Origin of the sequence: Pulveribacter sp., assembly GCF_032079985.1 — a bacterium.
Classification (GTDB): domain Bacteria; phylum Pseudomonadota; class Gammaproteobacteria; order Burkholderiales; family Burkholderiaceae_C; genus Melaminivora.
The window spans coordinates 154834-172306 of record NZ_DAMATK010000003.1 but is presented as its reverse complement, the minus strand read 5'-3'; the positions used below and the strand labels follow the sequence as shown (position 1 = coordinate 172306).

The following is a 17473-nucleotide window of genomic DNA, read 5'->3' as shown; positions in this document are numbered from 1 at the left end:
AGCGGCCATGAAGAGACGGGAACACCGATGCACGCCTTCGCATTCACGCTCGCGCGCCGGGCCGCCAGGACGGGGGCGGCGCTGGCCCTGGCCGCCGCTGGCGCGGCCCAGGCGCTCACGATCACCAGCCTGTCGCCCCAGGGCGAGGTGGCGCGCGTGCGCCAGGTGGTGGCCCAATTCGACGCGCCCGCCGTGCGCTTCGGCGACGCCGCCGCGCCGGCGCCGCTGGCCGTCGCCTGCAGCGACCCGGACGCCACCCGCGGCACCGGCCGCTGGACCAGCGACCGCGAATGGGTCTTCGACTTCGCCGCCGACCTGCCGCCCGGCGTGCGCTGCACCGTCACCGCCAAACCAGGGTTCAAATCGGCCTCCAACGCAGCACTGACAAGCGCTGGCAGCTATCAATTCAATACCGGCGGCCCCTTCGTGCGGAACGTCCGCCCGGGCACCTGGGAAGCCATCGACGAGGAGCAGCACTTCGTGCTGACGCTCAACGGCGCGGCCACCACGGCCAGCCTGACCGAGCACGTCTGGTGCGTGGCCGACGGTGTGGGCGAGCGCATCCCCGTGCGCCTGGTCGAGGGCGCGCAGCGCACCGAGCTGCTGAAGCACCTGCGCCTGGACAAGGCCGCGCAAAAGGACCCGCTGCGCTACGCCACGCTGGCCTGCGCGCGCCGGCTGACGGCCGGCAGCCGCATGCAGCTGGTCTTCGGCCAGGGCGTGGCCACGCCCAGCGGCGTCGCCAACCGGGTGGAGCGGCGCTTTGCCTACACCGTGCGCGAGCCCTTCACGGCGCAGTTCTCCTGCGAGCGCGAGAACGCCCAGGCCGCCTGCCTGCCCATCCGGCCGCTGCGCCTGACCTTCAGCGCGCCCGTGCCCGCCAAGCTGGCGCGCGCCATCCGCCTGAAGGGCGAGGGCCAGACGCTGCAGCCGCGCATCGAGGGCGAGGACGAGCCCGCCGACGGCACGCCTGCGGGCGATGGCGACGCGCTGGCCGGCTTCGTCACCTTCGCGCCGCCGCTGGCCGCGCAGGGCAGCTATACGCTGACGCTGCCCTCGGGCTTCAAGGACGCCTCGGGGCGCGCCTTGGTCAACGCCCAGGAGTTTCCGCTGGCGGTGGCCACCGGCCCCATGCCGCCCCTGGCCAAGTTCGCCGCCGCGCCGTTCGGCATCGTCGAGCGCTTTGCCGAAGGCCCGGACGGCCCGGCCCTGCTGCCCGTCACCCTGCGCAACGTAGAGCCGCAACTGGCCGCGCAGCGCCTGCAGCCGGGCGTGCCGACTCCGCCCGCCCAGGGCGGCAAGGTCAGCACCCTGCAGCCTGAAGGCGACGCGGACATCATCGCCTGGATGCGCCGCCTGGAGCGCTACGACCAGTTCAGCATGCCCCGTGCCGAGGCCCGCGCCGACGTGCGCGGCCCGCTGCCGCGCCCCCTGGACAAGGACGACGCGGGCGAGGTGCAGACGCGCATGGTCTCACTGCTGGCCGGCCGGCCCGGCGTGGCCACGCTGGAGCTGCCGCGCGCTGCGCAGGGCGACCCGCGGCCCTTCGAGGTGGTGGGCATACCGCTGCCGCCAGGCTTTTCGGTGGTGGAGATCGCCTCGCCCCTGCTGGGCGCCTCGCTGCTGGATGCGCGCCACGGCGAGCAGCGCACCATGTACGTGCGCACCTCGGCCCTGGTGACCAACCTGGGTGTGCATTTCAAGCTGGGGCGCGAGAACGCCGCCGCCTGGGTCACCACGCTGGACCAGGGCCGGCCCGTGGCCGGGGCGCGCGTGCGCGTGTCCTCCTGCGACGGTCAGGAGCTGGCCAGCGCCACCACCGACGACAGCGGCGTGGCGCGCTTCGACGGCCTGTCGCCGGAGCCGCCGCGCTGCAGCGGGCGGGGCGAGTGGCGCAGCGCCTACTTCGTGAGCGCGCGCGCCGGCGGCGAGCTGGCCTTCGCCTGGAGCGACTGGCAGCGCGGCATCGAGCCCTGGCGCTTCAACGTGCCCACCAGCAGCCAGGCCCAGGCCGATGCGCTGGCCCACACCGTGTTCGACCGCACCCTGGTGCGCGCCGGCGAGACGGTGTCCATGAAGCACCTGCTGCGCAGCCAGACCGGCCAGGGCTTCGGCCTGCCCGAGGAGCGCCCGGCGCAGCTGGTCGTCACCCACGTGGGCAGCGGACAGGAATTCACCCAGCCGCTGCACTGGCGCCGCACACCCACCGGGGGCCTGAGCGCGCACAGCGAGTTCAAGGTGCCTCCGGCCGCCAAGCTGGGCGTGTACCAGGTGCGCCTGGCGGTCGCACAGGACGGCCGGGAGCGCGGCCGCACGCTGGACACGGGCTCCTTCCGCGTGGAGCAATTCCGCCTGCCGGTGCTGGAGGGCCGCATCGGCCCGGTGCCGGCGGACAAGCCACTGGTGCGCGCGCGCAGCGTGGACGCCGGCGTGCAGGTCAGCTACGTGGCCGGCGGCCCCGCGGCGCGGCTGCCGGTGCGCGTGTCGGCCATGGTGCGCGCGCGATCGCTGCATTTCGACGACTTCGAGTCCTTCAGCTTCCGCCCGCCGCGCGGGCGCGCCGCCGGCGAGGGCGCCGGCGACGACGAGGAGCAGGCCGCCGGCCAGGACGCCCGCGTGGTGGCCGACAAGCTGGCCCTGACGCTGGACGCGCGCGGCAGCGGCCAGGTGGCCATCAAGGACCTGCCCCCAACGCGCCAGCCGCGTGAGCTGCTGCTGGAGGCCACCTATTCCGACCCCAGCGGCGAGATGCAGACGCTGCGCAGCACGCAGCCGCTGTGGCCGGCGGGGGTGATTGCCGGCATCAAGACCGAGGGCTGGGCCTCCAGCGGCGCGCGCGTGCGCTTCCAGGCGCTCGCCCTGTCGCTGGACGGCAAGGCCCAGGCCGGCGTGCCGCTGGAGGTGCGCGCCACGGCGCGCGTCACCACCACCAGCCGCAAGCGCATGGTGGGGGGCTTCTACAGCTATGACAACAAGACCGAGACGCGCGACCTGGGCACCCTGTGCACCGGCAAGAGCGACAGCCGCGGCCTGCTGCTGTGCGAGGCCAAGCTGGAGGAAGGCGGCGAGGTGGAACTGGTTGCCGTCGCCCGCGACAAGGACGGCAACGAGGCGGAGGCCGGCGCCTCCGTGTGGATCACGCGCCGCGGCGAGCTGTGGTTCGGCGGCGAGGACCACGACCGCATCGACGTGCTGCCCGAAAAGAAAAGCTACGCCCCCGGCGAGACGGCGCGGTTGCAGGTGCGCATGCCGTTCCGCTCGGCCACGGCCCTGGTGGCCGTGGAGCGCGAGGGCGTGATCGACACCCGCGTGGTGCAGCTGTCCGGCCAGGACCCGACCGTGTCTCTGAAGATCGAGCCGGGCTGGGCGCCGAATGTCTACGTCAGCGTGCTGGCTGTGCGCGGACGGCTGCGCGAGGTGCCGTGGTACAGCTTTTTCACCTGGGGCTTCAAGGCGCCGCGCGAGTGGTGGAACGCCTTTTGGCATGAGGGCCGCGAATACGTCGCGCCCACCGCCATGGTGGACCTGGCCAAGCCCGCCTACCGCTTCGGCATGGCCGAGCTGAAGGTCGGTGCCGGCGCCCACCAGATCGCCGTCCAGGTGCAGGCCGACAAGGACAGCTACCCGGTGCGTGGCAAGGCCCAGGTCACCATCACCGCCACGCTGCCGGACGGCAAGCCTGCCGCCGGGGCCGAGGTGGCCCTGGCCGCCGTGGACCAGGCCCTGCTGGAGCTGATGCCCAACACCAGTTGGGATCTGCTGGCTGCCATGCTCTCGCGCCGCCCCTGGGGCGTGGAGACCTCGACCGCGCAGATGGAGATCATCGGCCGGCGCCACTACGGCAGGAAGGCCGTGCCGGCCGGCGGCGGCGGCGGCCACGCGCCCACACGCGAGCTGCTGGACACGCTGCTGCTGTGGCAGCCCGCCATCGCGCTGGACGCCAAGGGGCAGGCCCGGGTGACGGTGCCGCTGAACGACGCGCTGACCACCTTCAAGGTGGTGGCCGTGGCCGACGCCGGCACCGGCCTGTTCGGCACGGGTGCGACCAGCATCCGCGCCACGCAGGATTTGCAGATCATCAGCGGCCTGCCGCCGCTGGTGCGCGCCGGCGACCGCTTCCGCGCCCAGCTCACGCTGCGCAACACCACGGCCCGGGACATGCAGGTGGAAGTGGCGCCGCGCGCCACGCTGCTGCAGCTGGAGCGCCAGCGCGTGGACATCCCGGCAGGCCAGTCGCGCGAAGTGGGCTGGGACGTGACGGCCCCCGAGCAACTGGCCGCCACGCAGGCGCAGAGCCTGCTGTGGGAGATCGAGGCACGCGATACCTCAGCCGGGGCCGGCGGCGCGCGCGACGCGCTGAAGGTGAGCCAGCGCGTGGTGCCCGCCGTGCCCGTCACGGTGCAGCAGGCCACGCTGGCCCAGGTCGATGGCAGCCTGCAGCGCGAGGTGGCCCCACCCGCCGGCGCGCTGCCCGGGCGGGGCGGCGTGCGCCTGGCCCTCACGCCGAAGCTGGCCGAAGGCCTGCCCGGCGTGCGCGACTGGTGGCAGCGCTACCCCTACAGCTGCCTGGAGCAGCAGGCCAGCCGCGCCGTAGGCCTGGGCGACGGCGCGCTGTGGCAGGGCGTGGTCGCGCGCCTGCCCACCTACCTGGACGAGGACGGGCTGGCCAGCTACTTCCCGCCGCGCGCGGGCAGCAGCCGGCGCGGCAGCGACACACTCACCGCCCACCTGCTGGCGGCCTCGCACGCGGCCGCCGCGCTGCACCCGGAGTTCGCCCTGCCGCCCGAGGCGCGCGAGCCGCTGGAGCGGGGCCTCACGGCGTTCGTCGAAGGGCGCATCCAGCGCGACTTCTGGAGCCCGCGCAAGGACCTGGATGTGCGCAAGCTGGCCGCCATCGAGGCGCTGTCGCGCTACGGCAAGGCCCAGCCGCGCATGCTGACCAGCCTGACGATTGCGCCCAACCAGTGGCCCACGCACGCGGTGATCGACTGGGTCAACGTGCTCAAGCGCGTGCAGGGCGTCCCCGAGCGCGAGCAGCGCCTGGCCGAGGCGATGCAGATCCTGCGCGCCCGCCTGTCCTGGCAGGGCAGCCGGGTGGTGTTTTCCTCCGAGCAGGAGGACCACTGGTGGTGGCTGATGCAAAGCGGCGACGCCAACATGGCGCGCTTGCTGCTGGCCGTGATGGACGATCCCGCCTGGAAGGACGACCTGCCGCGCCTGGTCGGCGGCTTCATCGCCCGCCAGCAGGGCGGGGCGTGGCACACCACCACCGCCAACCTGTGGGGCGCCCTGGCACTGGAGACCTTCAGCGCCCGCTTCGAGTCCACGCCCGTGGCCGGCACCACCCGCGCCAGCCTCGGCGGCGCCAGTGCCGGCGTGGACTGGTCGCAGGTGCGCCGCCTGACCAGCGCCGATCCGCAGGGCGCGGCGCACCAGGCCAGCACCTTCGGCGCGCCGGCCGCGCCGGGCAACCTGACGGGCAACCAGATGCTGCTGCCCTGGGGCGACGGTGCGCAGACCTTGAGCGTCACGCACCAGGGCCCTGGCAAGCCGTGGCTCACGCTGCAGTCGCTGGCAGCCGTGCCCTTGAAAGCGCCCTTTGCCGCGGGCTTTGCCATCAAGAAGAGCGTGGAGCCGCTGGAGCAGGCCGACAAGAGCCTGCCCGCCGGCAGCTACAAGCGCGGCGACGTGCTGCGCGTGACGCTGGAGGTGAGCAGCAGCGCCGACATAACCTGGGTGGCGATCACCGACCCCATTCCCGGCGGCGCCACCATCCTGGGCAGCGGACTGGGGCGTGATTCGGAGATCGCCACCCAGGGCGAAAAGCGCAGCGGCCACGGCTGGGCCGCCTACGAGGAGCGCAGTTTCGAGGCCTTCCGCAGCTATTACGAGTACCTGCCCAAGGGCAAGGTGACCATGCAGTACACCGTGCGGCTGAACAACGCCGGTGACTTCCAGCTGCCGCCCAGCCGGGTGGAGGCCCTGTATGCGCCCGAGATGTACGGCGTGGCGCCGAACGCGCCGGTCGGCGTGCGCGGGCAGTGAAGGCGCGATTGCTCCTCAAACAATAGCTGCCAGCGCTTGTGGGACAAGCGCTGGAGCCATTTTTGACTGATATTTTGACGGTCCGCCCTGCGGGGGAAAACCCGCAGACATGCGTCTTGCAGCCGTCATGTGACAGTCACGCAGCGCTTCTACACTGGCGCGATGTCCTTGATCGAGCTTGATGCCGTCGCCAAGTCCTGGGGCGCGACCACGGCGCTGCAGTCCATGAGCCTGCGCATCGAGCCCGGGTCGTTCTGCGTGCTGCTGGGGCCATCCGGCTGCGGCAAGTCCACCACGCTGCGCATCATTGCCGGCCTAGAGAACGCCAGCAGCGGCCGGGTGCTCATCGACGGCCAGGACGTGACCCACCGCCCCCCGGCCGAGCGCGGCATCGCCATGGTGTTCCAGAACTACGCGCTGTTCCCGCACCTGACGGTGGCCGACAACATCGGCTTCGGCCTGTCGGTGCGCAAGGTGCCCAAGCCCGAGGCGCGCGAGCGCGTCGCCCAGGCGGCCCAGCTGCTGGGCCTGTCGCAGCTGCTGGAGCGCCGCCCGGGCCAGCTCTCGGGCGGCCAGCAGCAGCGCGTGGCCCTGGGCCGCGCCCTGGTGGCCCAGGCCCGCGTGTGCCTGATGGACGAACCCCTGTCCAACCTGGACGCGCAGCTGCGCCAGGAGATGCGTACCGAGCTGCGCGAACTGCAGCAGCGCCTGGGGCTGACCGTGGTCTACGTCACGCACGACCAGACCGAGGCCATGAGCATGGCCGACCAGGTGGTGCTGCTGCACCAGGGCCGCGTGGAGCAGTGCGCGCCACCGCGCACCGTCTATGCCCAGCCGGCCACCACGTTTGCCGCGCGCTTCATCGGCACGCCGCCCATGAACCTGGTGGGTCTGGAGGATGGCCGCATCGCCGGCACCAGCGTGCCCGCCGGGCCGCAGGACGCCCGCTGGCTGGGCCTGCGCCCCGAGGCCGTGGCGCTGGCCGCACCCGGGCAGCAGGGCGTGCCCGCCACCGTGCACAGCCAGGAATACCTGGGCGCGGACGCCGTGCTGCGCTGCGCCGTGGGCTCCGAATTCATCACCGTGCGCGCGCCGGGCCAGCAGGCCCAGGCCGCGCCGGGCCAGGCCGTGCAGTTGCTGTGGCAGCCGCAGGAGCGGCACTTCTTCGACGCCCAGGGCCAGCGCATGGCGGCCTGATGCCGCCCCCGCCTGGTCCTTTCCGACTTTTCCCCGAGGAGACCTATCCATGCAACGCAAGACGTTCCTGAAGTCCGTGTCCGCCGCCGCGCTGGCTGCCTGCGCCGCCGGTGCCTTCGCCCAGGCGCCGCTGGAGGTGCCGTTCTACTACCCCGTGGCCGTGGGCGGGCCCATCACCAAGGTGATCGACGGCTACGCCGAGCAGTTCAACCAGGCCAACCCGCAGTACAAGGTCACGCCGATCTACGCCGGCACCTATCAGGAGACCATCGTCAAGGCGCTCACCGCGCATAAGTCGGGCAAGCCGCCGGCGACATCGGTGCTGCTGTCCACCGACATGTTCACGCTGATCGACGAGGACGCCATCGTGCCCATCGACGACTTCGTGAAGACCGACGCCGACCGCGCCTGGCTCAAGGGCTTCTACCCGGCCTTCATGGCCAACAGCCAGACGGGCGGCAAGACCTGGGGCATCCCGTTCCAGCGCTCCACCGTGGTCATGTACTACAACAAGGACGCCTTCAAGGAGGCTGGTCTGGACCCGAACAAGGCCCCCGCCACCTGGAAGGAGCTGCAAGACGCCGCGCGCAAGCTGACCAAGAAGGACGCCAGCGGCAACGTGACGCAGTACGGCATCCAGATCCCGTCCACGGGCTTTGCCTACTGGATGCTGCAGACCCTGACCACGCCCAACGACGTGCTGCTGGCCAACGAGGCCGGCACCCAGGTCACCTTCGACAACCCCAAGGTGGTGGAGGCGCTGGACTTCTGGGTCAACCTGGCCAAGGAGGGCGTGCACCCCAAGGGCGTGGTGGAGTGGGGCACGACGCCGAAGGACTTCTTCGAGAAGAAGGCCGCCATCATCGTCACCACCACCGGCAACCTGACCAACGTGAAGAACAACGCCAAGTTCGACTTCGGCGTGGCGCAGATCGCCGGCAACGTGCGAAAGGGCGGCTCGCCCACGGGCGGGGGCAACTTCTACATCTTCAAGAAGGCGCCCAGGGAGCAGCAGCAGGCGGCCTTCGAGTTCGCCAAGTGGATCACCCAGCCCGAGCACGCCGCGCAGTGGAGCATGGACAGCGGCTATGTCGCCGTCTCGCCTGCTGCCTACGACACGCCGGCGCTCAAAAAATACGGCCAGGACTTTCCGCCCGCCCTGGTGGCGCGCGACCAGCTGCCGGTGTCGGTGGCCGAGTTCTCCACGCACGAGAACCAGCGCGTGACCAAGGTGTTGAACGACGCCATCCAGGCCGCTTTGAGCGGCACCAAGACCTCCGCCCAGGCCCTGAAGGACGCGCAGCGCGAGGCTGACCGCATCCTGCGCAGCTACAAGTGATGATGGCGGGGCACGGCGGCTCCTCGGCCAACGCGGGCGCCAGCCAGCGCGCTCTGCACGCCTGGCTGCTCCTGCTGCCGGCGCTGGTGCTGCTGGTGGCCTTCACGCACTGGCCGGCCTTAGCCACCCTGATCGACAGCTTCCGCTCCACGCCCCGCGGCAGCCGCCCGCCCGAGTGGGTGGGGCTGGAGAACTACGCCGTGCTGTGGGACGACCCGGTGTTCTGGCAGGCCGTGAGCAACAACCTGTGGTTCGCCGGCGCCACCATCCCGCTGTCGATCGGCATCGCGCTGCTGATGGCGCTGTGGGTCAACGAGCGCCTGGCCGGGCGCACGCTGGTGCGCATGGCCTATTTCACGCCCACGGTGCTGCCCATGATCGCCGTGGCCAACATCTGGCTGTTCTTCTACACGCCGCAGTACGGCCTGCTGGAGCAGATTACCGGCGCCTTCGGCCTGCCGCCGCACAACTGGCTGGGCGACCCCAGCACGGCGCTGGCCTGCGTGACGCTGGTGGCGGTGTGGAAGGAGGCGGGCTTCTTCATGATCTTCTACCTGGCGGCGCTGCAGACGCTCAACCCCAGCCTGAAGGAGGCGGCGGTCATCGAGGGCGCCTCGCGCTGGTACTTCTTTCGCCGCGTGCAATGGCCGCTGCTCATGCCGACCACGCTGTTCGTGCTGATCAACGCCGTCATCAACGCCTTCCGCCTGGTGGACCACATCTTCATCCTGACGCGCGGCGGCCCGGACAACGCCACCACGCTCTTGCTGTACCACCTGTACGAGGTGGGCTTCAAGTTCTGGGACACGGGCTACGCCGCGGCCATCACCGTGGTGCTGGTGGTAGTCCTCGCCAGCGTGGCGCTGGTGCAGTTCTTCGTGCTGGACAAGCGGGTGCATTACAAGTGACGCGCCGAGACACCGCTCCGCGCCTGTACGGCGCCACCTGGCTGGACACTCTGGCCGCCTGGTTGTTGGCCCTGCTGTGGGTGCTGCCGCTGGCCTATGCCTTCTGGACGGCCTTCCATCCGGCCGAGTACGCCACGCGCTTCGCGCTGGACGCGCCGTGGACGCTTGAGAACTTCCGCCGCGCCTGGGAGGCGGCGCCTTTTGCGCGTTACTTTCTCAACACCGCCGTGCTGGTCGTGCTGATCCTGGCGGCGCAGCTGGTGCTCTCGACGCTGGCGGCTTATGCGTTTGCGCGCTACGAGTTTCGCGGCAAAAACGTGGCCTTCGCCCTGGTGCTGGTGCAGCTGATGGTGATGCCCGACATCCTGCTGGTGGAGAACTACAAGACCATGGGCCGCCTGGGTCTGGTGGACACGCTCACCGCCATCGGCCTGCCGTACTTCGCCTCGGCGTTCGCCATCTTTTTGCTGCGCCAGACCTTCATGGGCATTCCCAAGGAGCTCGACGAGGCCGCCCGCGTGGAGGGTGCCAGCGCCCTGCAGATCCTGTGGCGCGTGTACGTGCCGCTGGCGCGGCCGGTGTACACGGCGTTCGCGCTGGTGTCGGTGAGCTTCCACTGGAACAACTTCCTGTGGCCGCTCATCATCACCAACAGCGTGGAGTCGCGCCCGCTCACGGTGGGGCTGCAGGTCTTCTCGTCCGTGGAGCAGGGTGTGGAGTGGTCGCTGATCACCGCCGCCACGCTGATGTCGGTGGCGCCGCTGCTGATCGGCTTCATCCTGTTTCAGCGCCAGTTCGTGCAGAGCTTCATGCGCGCCGGCATCAAGTAGCAGCTTTTCAAGCCAAAAGTGCCTTTGGCGCCCGCCAGTCAAGCGCGAGCAGCTATCAAAAAAGGAGTTGGTTCAGGCGCCGCCGGGCGTGTCGAAGCGGCCGTGGCGGCCGGTGCCCCCGGCAGAGCGGGCCGCGCCGTCGGCCCCTTCGGCGGCCACCAGGGGCGTGCCCAGCCGGCCTTCCTGGCGCAGCGCCTGGGCCAGCGGCAGGTCCCACTGGGCGTAGGCCGAGGCGCGGTCGGCCAGCATGCACTGCTGCGGGAAGGCGGCGATCTGCCGCGCCAGCGTGTGCGCCGCCGCCAGCGCGCCGCCGGCGGGCGTGACGCGGTTGACCAGGCCCATGGCCAGGGCCTCGGGCGCGGCCACGGGGCGGCCGGTCAGGATCAGGTCGAGCGCGCGCCCCATGCCGACGATGCGCGGCAGGCGCACCGTGCCGCCGTCGATCAGCGGCACGCCCCAGCGGCGGCAGAACACGCCCAGCGTGGCGTCCTCGTCGGCCACGCGCAGGTCGGCCAGCAGCGCCAGCTCCAGCCCGCCGGCCACGGCGTAGCCGCTGATGGCGGCGATCAGCGGCTTGGACAGCGCCATGCGCGTGGGTCCCATGGGGCCGGTGCCGCCGCCCTCGGGGTCGAGCTCGTTGCGCAGCGCCGGGTCGCTCACGGCCGCCAGGTCGGCGCCGGCGCAAAAGTGGCCGCCGGCGCCATGCAGCACGGCCACCCGCAGGTTGGCGTCGGCCTCGAAGCGCCGGAACGCGTCGCGCAGCGCGCCGGCCATGGGCCCGTGCACTGCGTTGCGCTTGGCCGGGCGGTTCAGCGTGATCTGGCAGACGGGGCCGTCGGCCTCGAACAGGACGTCGGACATGGTGGTTCCCTTGTCGAAAGGGGGAGGAGTCAGCCCCCGATGGCGAACACCGCTGGCGTGCGGTTGTCTGGCGCCGCGCCGGGCTGCTCGCGCCAGCGGCGCACGGCGTGGCTGTGCACGCGCGCCTGGTCCAGCGTCAGGCCCTCGGCCACGGCCAGGCGTGTGCCCGGCTGCAGGTGCTGCAGCAGAGCCTGCCACAGCGCGGCGTTGCGGTAGGGTGTCTCGATGAAGAGCTGGCTCTGGCCTTGCTTGAGGGCCAGGGCCTCCAGCTCGCGGATGCGCTGCGCGCGCGCAGCGGCGTCCTGCGGGAGGTAGCCGGTAAAGGCGAAGTTCTGGCCGTTCAACCCACTGGCCGCCAGCGCCAGCAGCAGCGACACCGGCCCTACCAGCGGCACCACGCGCGCGCCCGCGTCGTGCGCGGCGCGCACCACCGAGCTGCCGGGGTCGGCGATGGCGGGCATGCCGGCTTCGCTGGCCAGGCCCATGTCGTGGCCGGCGCGCAGCGGGGCGACCAGCGCCGTGGCGTCGAACGCGCCGGCGCCGTGATCGCCCTTCTTGTGCACCTGGCGCGGCAGCTCGGTGATCTGTTGCTGCTGCAGCGACGCGGCCAGCGGGTACTCGGCGTCGATGCGTTTCAGGTAGGCGCGCAGGCTCTTGGCGTTCTCGCATACCCAGTGGGTGATCTGCGCCGCCTGGCGCAGCGTGCCGGCTGGCAGGGCATCGGTCAGCGGCGCCTGGGCGTCGCAGCCGAAGTCCAGCGGCGCGGGCACCAGGTAGAGCGTGCCGGGGGCGTTCTTCATGGCAGAACCACCCCGGCGGCGCGCAGCAGGCGGCAGGTGCGGATCAGCGGCAGGCCGATGAGGGCCGTCGGGTCGTCGCTGTCGATGGCCTCCAGCATGGCGATGCCCAGGCCCTCGCTCTTGGCGCTGCCGGCGCAGTCATAGGGCTGCTCGGCGCGCAGGTAGCGCTCGATCTCGTCGTCGCACAGCGCGCGAAAGCGCACGTGCACGGGCGCCAGCTCCACCTGCTCGAAGCCGCCGGCCTGGCAGGCCACGGCCACGGCCGTGTGGAAGACCACCGGCCGGCCGCTCATCTGGCGCAGCTGGGCCACGGCGCGCTCGTGCGTGCCGGGCTTGCCCAGGGGGCGGCCGTCCAGGTCGGCCACCTGGTCCGAGCCGATCACCAGCGCCTCGGGGCGCAGGGCCGCCACGGCGCGCGCCTTGGCCAGCGCCAGGCGCAGGGCCAGCGCGCGCGGGGCCTCGCCGGGCCGGGGGCTTTCGTCCACCTCGGGCGCTGTCACGTCGAAGGCCAGGCCCAGGCGCGACAGCAGCTCGCGACGGTAGCGCGAGGTCGAGGCGAGGACCAGGGAGCGGGGCGTCGTAGGGCTGTTATTTGGCATCGGCCGATTCTCTTACACTGCCCCTCATGACCAAGGAACACTCCCCCGACCGGCTGGACGTCAAGGCCTTCGCGCAGGCCGGAGGCCACCTGTCCGGTCATGACACCCTGCTCAAGTACGCCCGCCTGGTCGAGGAGGCCAAGGGCCTGCACCCCGATCTGCGCGTGGACTGGGCTGCCGACGGCGAGGTGCGCTCCACCCACGGTATCGGCGGCCAGGTCTGGCTGCGCCTGAAGGCCAGCGCCACCGTGCCCCTGATCTGCCAGCGCTGCCTTCAGCCGGTGGACGTGCCGCTGGAGGTGGACCGCGAGTTCCGCTTCGTCGCCGACGAGGCCACGGCCGAGGCGCTAGACGACGAGAGCGAGGAGGACCTGCTGGCCCTGAGCCGCGAGTTCAACCTGCGCGAGCTGATCGAGGACGAGCTGCTCATGGCCGTGCCCCTGGTGCCGCGCCACGACGAGTGCCCGGTGCCGGTGCAGCTGGCCTCCAGTGACGAGGAATTCGAGGCTGCCAGCGCCAGCGCTCCCAACCCCTTCGCCGCCCTGGCGGGCCTGCGCAAGGACAAATCCTGAGGCCGATCTACCCCCTGGGCGGGCTGATGGCGCGTGGGCTATAATTGCGGGCTTCGCGCGAAACCCCTCGTGTCTTTAATGGGCTGATCGCGTTTTTCCATCCAACCCTTTCAAGACCAGGAGCCGACCATGGCTGTTCAGCAAAACAAGAAGTCCCCCTCCAAGCGCGGCATGCACCGTTCGCACAACGCCCTGAACGTGCCGGGCATCGCCGTGGAGCCCACCACGGGCGAAACCCACCTGCGCCACCACATCAGCCCCAACGGCGTGTACCGCGGCCGCCAAGTGCTGAAGAACAAGTCCGAAGCCTGACGCGCGCGGCCTCTGAGCCGCGCTCCGTTGCCGAAGGCCCGCGGCTACGAGTCCCGTAGCGCGGGCCTTCGGCGTTTTTCGGCTGCCACAATGGCGGCTTCAACCCGATTCCTGCCGCCCCTGCCCGAGCAAGCGGCCCACTCCTGCCGATGATCACACTGGCTGTTGATTGCATGGGGGGCGACCACGGCCCCGACGTCACGCTGGCCGCGTGCCGCCAGTTTCTGGAGAGCCACCCCGACGCCCGGCTGCTGCTGGTCGGCCAGGGCGATCGCCTGAAGGCGCTGGAGCACGAGCGCGCCGAGCACGTGCCGGCCTCCGAGGTGGTCACCATGGACGATGCCGTGGAGGTGGCCCTGCGCCGCAAGAAGGATTCGTCTATGCGCGTGGCCATCGCTCAGGTCAAGGAAGGCAGGGCCCAGGCGGCCGTTTCGGCCGGCAACACGGGCGCGCTGATGGCGATTGCCCGCTATCTGCTAAAAACCCTGGACGGCATCGACCGCCCTGCCATCGCCACCCAGATCCCCAACGCCCGCGGCGGAGCCACCACGGTGCTGGACCTGGGCGCCAACGTCGACTCCACCGCCGAGCATTTGCTGCAGTTCGCCGTCATGGGCTCGGCCCTGGTATCGGTGCTCAACGATGACCCTCAGCCCACCGTGGGGCTGCTGAACATCGGCGAGGAGGCCATCAAGGGCAGCGAAGAGATCAAGCGTGCCGGCGAACTGCTGCGCGCGGCCGCCGCCTCGGGCGACCTGAACTTCGTCGGCAACGTCGAGGGCAACGACATCTTCAAGGGCACGGCGGACATCGTGGTGTGCGACGGCTTCGTCGGCAACGTGGCGCTCAAGACCATCGAGGGCCTGGCGTCCATGATTGGCGGCTTCCTGAAGGAGGAGTTCTCGCGCAACCTGCTGACCAAGGCGGCGGCCGTGGTCGCCTGGCCGGTGCTGGCGGCCCTCAAGCGCCGCATGGACCACCGCCGCTACAACGGCGCCGCGCTGCTGGGCCTGCGCGGGCTGGTGTTCAAGAGCCACGGCTCGGCCGACGCCCTGGCCTTCGAGCAGGCGCTCGCCCGCGCGTATGATGCGGCACGCAACAACCTGCTCGAGCGCGTGCGCGCACGGGTCGCGCATGCGGCGCCGCTGCTGGCCACCACCGCTGACGTCCCTCCCGCCCCTGGCGCCGCCTCGGCCCCCCTTTGATGACACGCTATTCCCGCATTGTCGGCACGGGCAGCTGCCTGCCTGCGCGCCGAGTGAGCAACGACGACCTGGTGGCCCAGCTGGCAGAGCAGGGTATCGAGACCTCCGACGAATGGATCGTCGAGCGCACGGGCATCCGCGCGCGCCATTTCGCTGAAGCGCACGTGGCCGCCAGCGACCTGGCGCTCACGGCCTCGCGCAACGCGCTGGCTGCTGCTGGTTGCGAGGCCGCGGACATCGACCTGATCATCGTCGCCACGTCCACGCCGGACATGGTGTTTCCCTCCACCGCCTGCATCCTGCAGCACAAGCTGGGCATCGCCGGCTGCCCGGCGTTCGACGTGCAGGCCGTGTGCAGCGGTTTTGTCTACGCCCTGACGGTGGCCGACGCCATGATCCGCGCCGGCACCGCCACGCGGGCGCTGGTGGTGGGCGCCGAGGTGTTCAGCCGCATCCTGAACTTCAAGGACCGCACGACCTGCGTGCTGTTCGGCGACGGCGCCGGCGCCGTGGTGCTGCAGGCCTCCGATACGCCCGGTATCCTGGCCAGCGACCTGCACGCCGACGGCAGCCACGTGGGCATCCTGTGCGTGCCAGGCAACGTCTACGGCGGCGAGGTGCTGGGCAGCCCGCTGCTGACCATGGATGGCCAGGCCGTTTTCAAGCTCGCCGTGAGCGTGCTGGACAAGGCCGCCCGCGCCGTGCTGGAAAAGGCCGGGCTGCAGGAGTCCGACATCGACTGGCTGATCCCCCATCAGGCCAATATCCGCATCATGCAAAGCACGGCGCGCAAGCTGAAGCTGTCCATGGACAAGGTGGTGGTCACGGTGGACCAGCACGGCAACACCTCGGCCGCCTCCATCCCCCTGGCGCTGGACCACGCCGTGCGCGCCGGCCAGGTGCAGCCCGGCCACACCGTCATGCTGGAAGGGGTGGGCGGCGGCTTCACCTGGGGTGCGGTGCTCCTGAAAATGTAGCTGCCAGCGCTTGACTGGCAAGCGCTAGAGCCCGATTTCATTGTCAATCAACACTGGTAATGGCTAAGACCTTTGCATTTGTATTTCCCGGCCAGGGCTCGCAGTCCGTGGGCATGCTGGATGGCTGGGGCGATCATCCCGAGGTGCAGCAGACCCTGCGCGAGGCCTCCGACGCCCTGGGCGAGGACGTGGGCGCATTGATCCACGACGGCCCCAAGGAGGCGCTGGCGCTGACCACCAACACCCAGCCGGTGATGCTGGTGGCCGGCGTGGCCGCCTGGCGCGTGTGGCGTGCAGAAGGCGGCGCGCTGCCCGCGGCAGTGGCCGGCCATTCGCTGGGCGAATACTCGGCACTGGTGGCTGCCGGCGTGCTGACACTGGCGCAGGCCGCGCCGCTGGTGCGCCTGCGCGCCGCCGCCATGCAGGAGGCCGTGCCCGTGGGCACGGGCGCCATGGCCGCCATCCTGGGTCTGGATGCCGCGCACGTCATCGCCGGCTGCGCCCAGGCGCAAGGCAGCTTCGGCACGGGTTCGCCCGAGGTGGTCGAGGCCGTCAACTTCAACGATCCGGCGCAGACCGTGATCGCCGGCACCAAGGCCGGTGTGGACAAGGCCTGCGAGCTGCTGAAGGCCGCCGGCGCCAAGCGCGCGCTGCCGCTGCCGGTGTCCGCGCCCTTTCACTCCAGCCTGATGAAGCCCGCCGCCGAAAAGCTCAAGGCCGCGCTGGCGGGCCTCGAGCTGGCCGCGCCGCAGATCCCGGTGCTAAACAACGTGGACGTGGCCGTGCAGCAGCAACCCGACGCCATCCGCGACGCCCTGTATCGCCAGGCCTTCGGGCCGGTACGCTGGGTCGAGTGCGTGCAGGCGCTCAAGGCGCGCGGCGTCACCCACATCGTCGAGTGCGGACCCGGCAAGGTGCTGGCCGGCCTGACCCGCCGCATCGACCCGGAGCTGGTCGGCGCATCCATCTATGACCCGGCGACGCTCGCCGAAACCAGGGAGCTGCTGGCATGACCACCACCGCTGAAACCACCCCCCGCGTTGCGCTGGTCACCGGCGCCACCCGCGGCATCGGCGCCGCCATCGCGGCGCAACTGGCGCAGCAGGGTCTGCGCGTGATTGGCACCGCCACCACCGACGAGGGTGCCGCCCGTATCAGCCAGGCGCTGGCCGCCCACGGCGGGCGCGGCGTGCGGCTGGACGTCACCGACGGCGCGGCCGTGGACGCGCTGGTGGAGACTATCGTCAAGCAGGACGGCGGCCTGCACGTGCTGGTCAACAACGCCGGCATCACCCGCGATACCCTGGCCATGCGCATGAAGGACGACGACTGGGACGCGGTCGTCGACACCAACCTGAAGGCGGTGTTCCGCGCCAGTCGCGCCGCCATCCGGCCCATGATGAAGCAGCGCTTTGGGCGCATCATCAGCATCACCAGCGTGGTGGGCGCCTCGGGCAACCCGGGCCAGGCCAACTACGCGGCCGCCAAGGCCGGCGTGGCCGGCATGACGCGTGCGCTGGCGCGCGAACTGGGCAGCCGCGGCATCACGGTGAACTGCGTGGCGCCCGGCTTCATCGCCACCGACATGACGGCCGACCTGCCCGAGGAGCAGAAGAAGGCCCTGTGCGCGCAGATCGCCCTGGGCGATCTGGGCCGCCCCGAGGACATCGCCCACGCGGTGGCCTATCTCGCCTCGGAAGGTGCCGGCTATGTGACGGGGCAGGAGTTGCACGTCAATGGCGGCATGTACATGTAATTGAAGCCTTTTGGCGCCGTATCTTCCGCACGGCAGGCCGCGCTGGGGCACTATCCCGAAGCGGCTAGAATC

At 71.0% G+C, this 17473-nt stretch carries 14 protein-coding genes; 11 read left to right on the top strand and 3 right to left on the bottom strand.

Features of this window, described 5'->3' with window-relative positions; translation table 11 throughout:
• Positions 1–27 precede the first annotated feature (27 nt).
• The 5 genes from RT282_RS12015 (at position 28) to RT282_RS11995 (ending at position 10319) form a co-directional block, all read left to right on the top strand.
• Positions 28–6045, top strand: coding sequence for an MG2 domain-containing protein (locus RT282_RS12015; RefSeq protein ID WP_313314360.1), 6018 nt, complete (start codon positions 28–30; stop codon positions 6043–6045).
• 162 nt (positions 6046–6207) lie between these two features.
• Positions 6208–7242 carry an ABC transporter ATP-binding protein gene (locus RT282_RS12010; RefSeq protein ID WP_313314357.1) on the top strand — a complete coding sequence of 345 codons (1035 nt, stop codon included), beginning with the start codon at positions 6208–6210 and terminating at the stop codon, positions 7240–7242.
• 49 nt (positions 7243–7291) lie between these two features.
• Entirely contained in the window at positions 7292–8581 is a 1290-nt protein-coding gene (locus RT282_RS12005) for an ABC transporter substrate-binding protein (protein ID WP_313314354.1), read from the top strand.
• 2 nt (positions 8582–8583) lie between these two features.
• Complete coding sequence (locus RT282_RS12000) at positions 8584–9489, top strand: sugar ABC transporter permease (protein WP_313314603.1); 906 nt, start codon at positions 8584–8586, stop codon at positions 9487–9489.
• Positions 9486–10319, top strand: a complete 834-nt coding sequence (locus RT282_RS11995; protein ID WP_313314351.1) for a carbohydrate ABC transporter permease — start codon at positions 9486–9488, stop codon at positions 10317–10319. Before RT282_RS12000 ends, RT282_RS11995 begins: the two co-directional genes overlap by 4 nt.
• Before the next feature lie 72 nt (positions 10320–10391).
• Here RT282_RS11995 and RT282_RS11990 read toward each other — a convergent pair whose 3' ends face one another.
• From RT282_RS11990 to RT282_RS11980, 3 genes are read right to left on the bottom strand one after another with little or no spacing between them, the layout of a single operon-like run.
• Positions 10392–11180, bottom strand: coding sequence for a crotonase/enoyl-CoA hydratase family protein (locus RT282_RS11990; RefSeq protein WP_313314347.1), 789 nt, complete (start codon positions 11178–11180; stop codon positions 10392–10394).
• Positions 11181–11209: 29 nt separating this feature from the next.
• Complete coding sequence (locus RT282_RS11985) at positions 11210–11980, bottom strand: SAM-dependent methyltransferase (RefSeq protein WP_313314343.1); 771 nt, start codon at positions 11978–11980, stop codon at positions 11210–11212.
• A complete protein-coding gene (locus tag RT282_RS11980) occupies positions 11977–12579 on the bottom strand; it encodes a Maf family nucleotide pyrophosphatase (RefSeq protein ID WP_313314342.1) in 603 nt (200 codons plus the stop codon). The genes RT282_RS11985 and RT282_RS11980 overlap by 4 nt, the downstream gene beginning before the upstream one ends.
• Positions 12580–12605: 26 nt before the next feature.
• Here RT282_RS11980 and RT282_RS11975 point away from each other — a divergent pair, with 26 nt between their 5' ends.
• The 6 genes from RT282_RS11975 (at position 12606) to fabG (ending at position 17401) form a co-directional block, all read left to right on the top strand.
• Positions 12606–13151 carry a YceD family protein gene (locus RT282_RS11975; protein ID WP_313314341.1) on the top strand — a complete coding sequence of 182 codons (546 nt, stop codon included), beginning with the start codon at positions 12606–12608 and terminating at the stop codon, positions 13149–13151.
• A gap of 129 nt (positions 13152–13280) precedes the next feature.
• A complete protein-coding gene (gene rpmF, locus RT282_RS11970; protein WP_012207072.1) occupies positions 13281–13463 on the top strand; it encodes a 50S ribosomal protein L32 in 183 nt (60 codons plus the stop codon).
• Between the two features lie 149 nt (positions 13464–13612).
• The gene (gene plsX, locus RT282_RS11965) at positions 13613–14668 is read left to right on the top strand and encodes a phosphate acyltransferase PlsX (RefSeq protein WP_313314337.1); all 1056 of its coding nucleotides are present in this window, start codon (positions 13613–13615) and stop codon (positions 14666–14668) included.
• Positions 14668–15645, top strand: coding sequence for a beta-ketoacyl-ACP synthase III (locus RT282_RS11960; protein ID WP_313314335.1), 978 nt, complete (start codon positions 14668–14670; stop codon positions 15643–15645). Before plsX ends, RT282_RS11960 begins: the two co-directional genes overlap by 1 nt.
• Before the next feature lie 59 nt (positions 15646–15704).
• Positions 15705–16658: an ACP S-malonyltransferase gene (fabD, locus tag RT282_RS11955; protein WP_313314333.1), complete on the top strand. Its 954-nt coding sequence runs from the start codon at positions 15705–15707 to the stop codon at positions 16656–16658.
• Positions 16655–17401 (top strand): 3-oxoacyl-ACP reductase FabG, encoded by a 747-nt coding sequence (gene fabG, locus RT282_RS11950; protein ID WP_313314332.1) that lies wholly within the window; start codon positions 16655–16657, stop codon positions 17399–17401. The genes fabD and fabG overlap by 4 nt, the downstream gene beginning before the upstream one ends.
• The last annotated feature ends 72 nt before the right edge of the window (positions 17402–17473 follow it).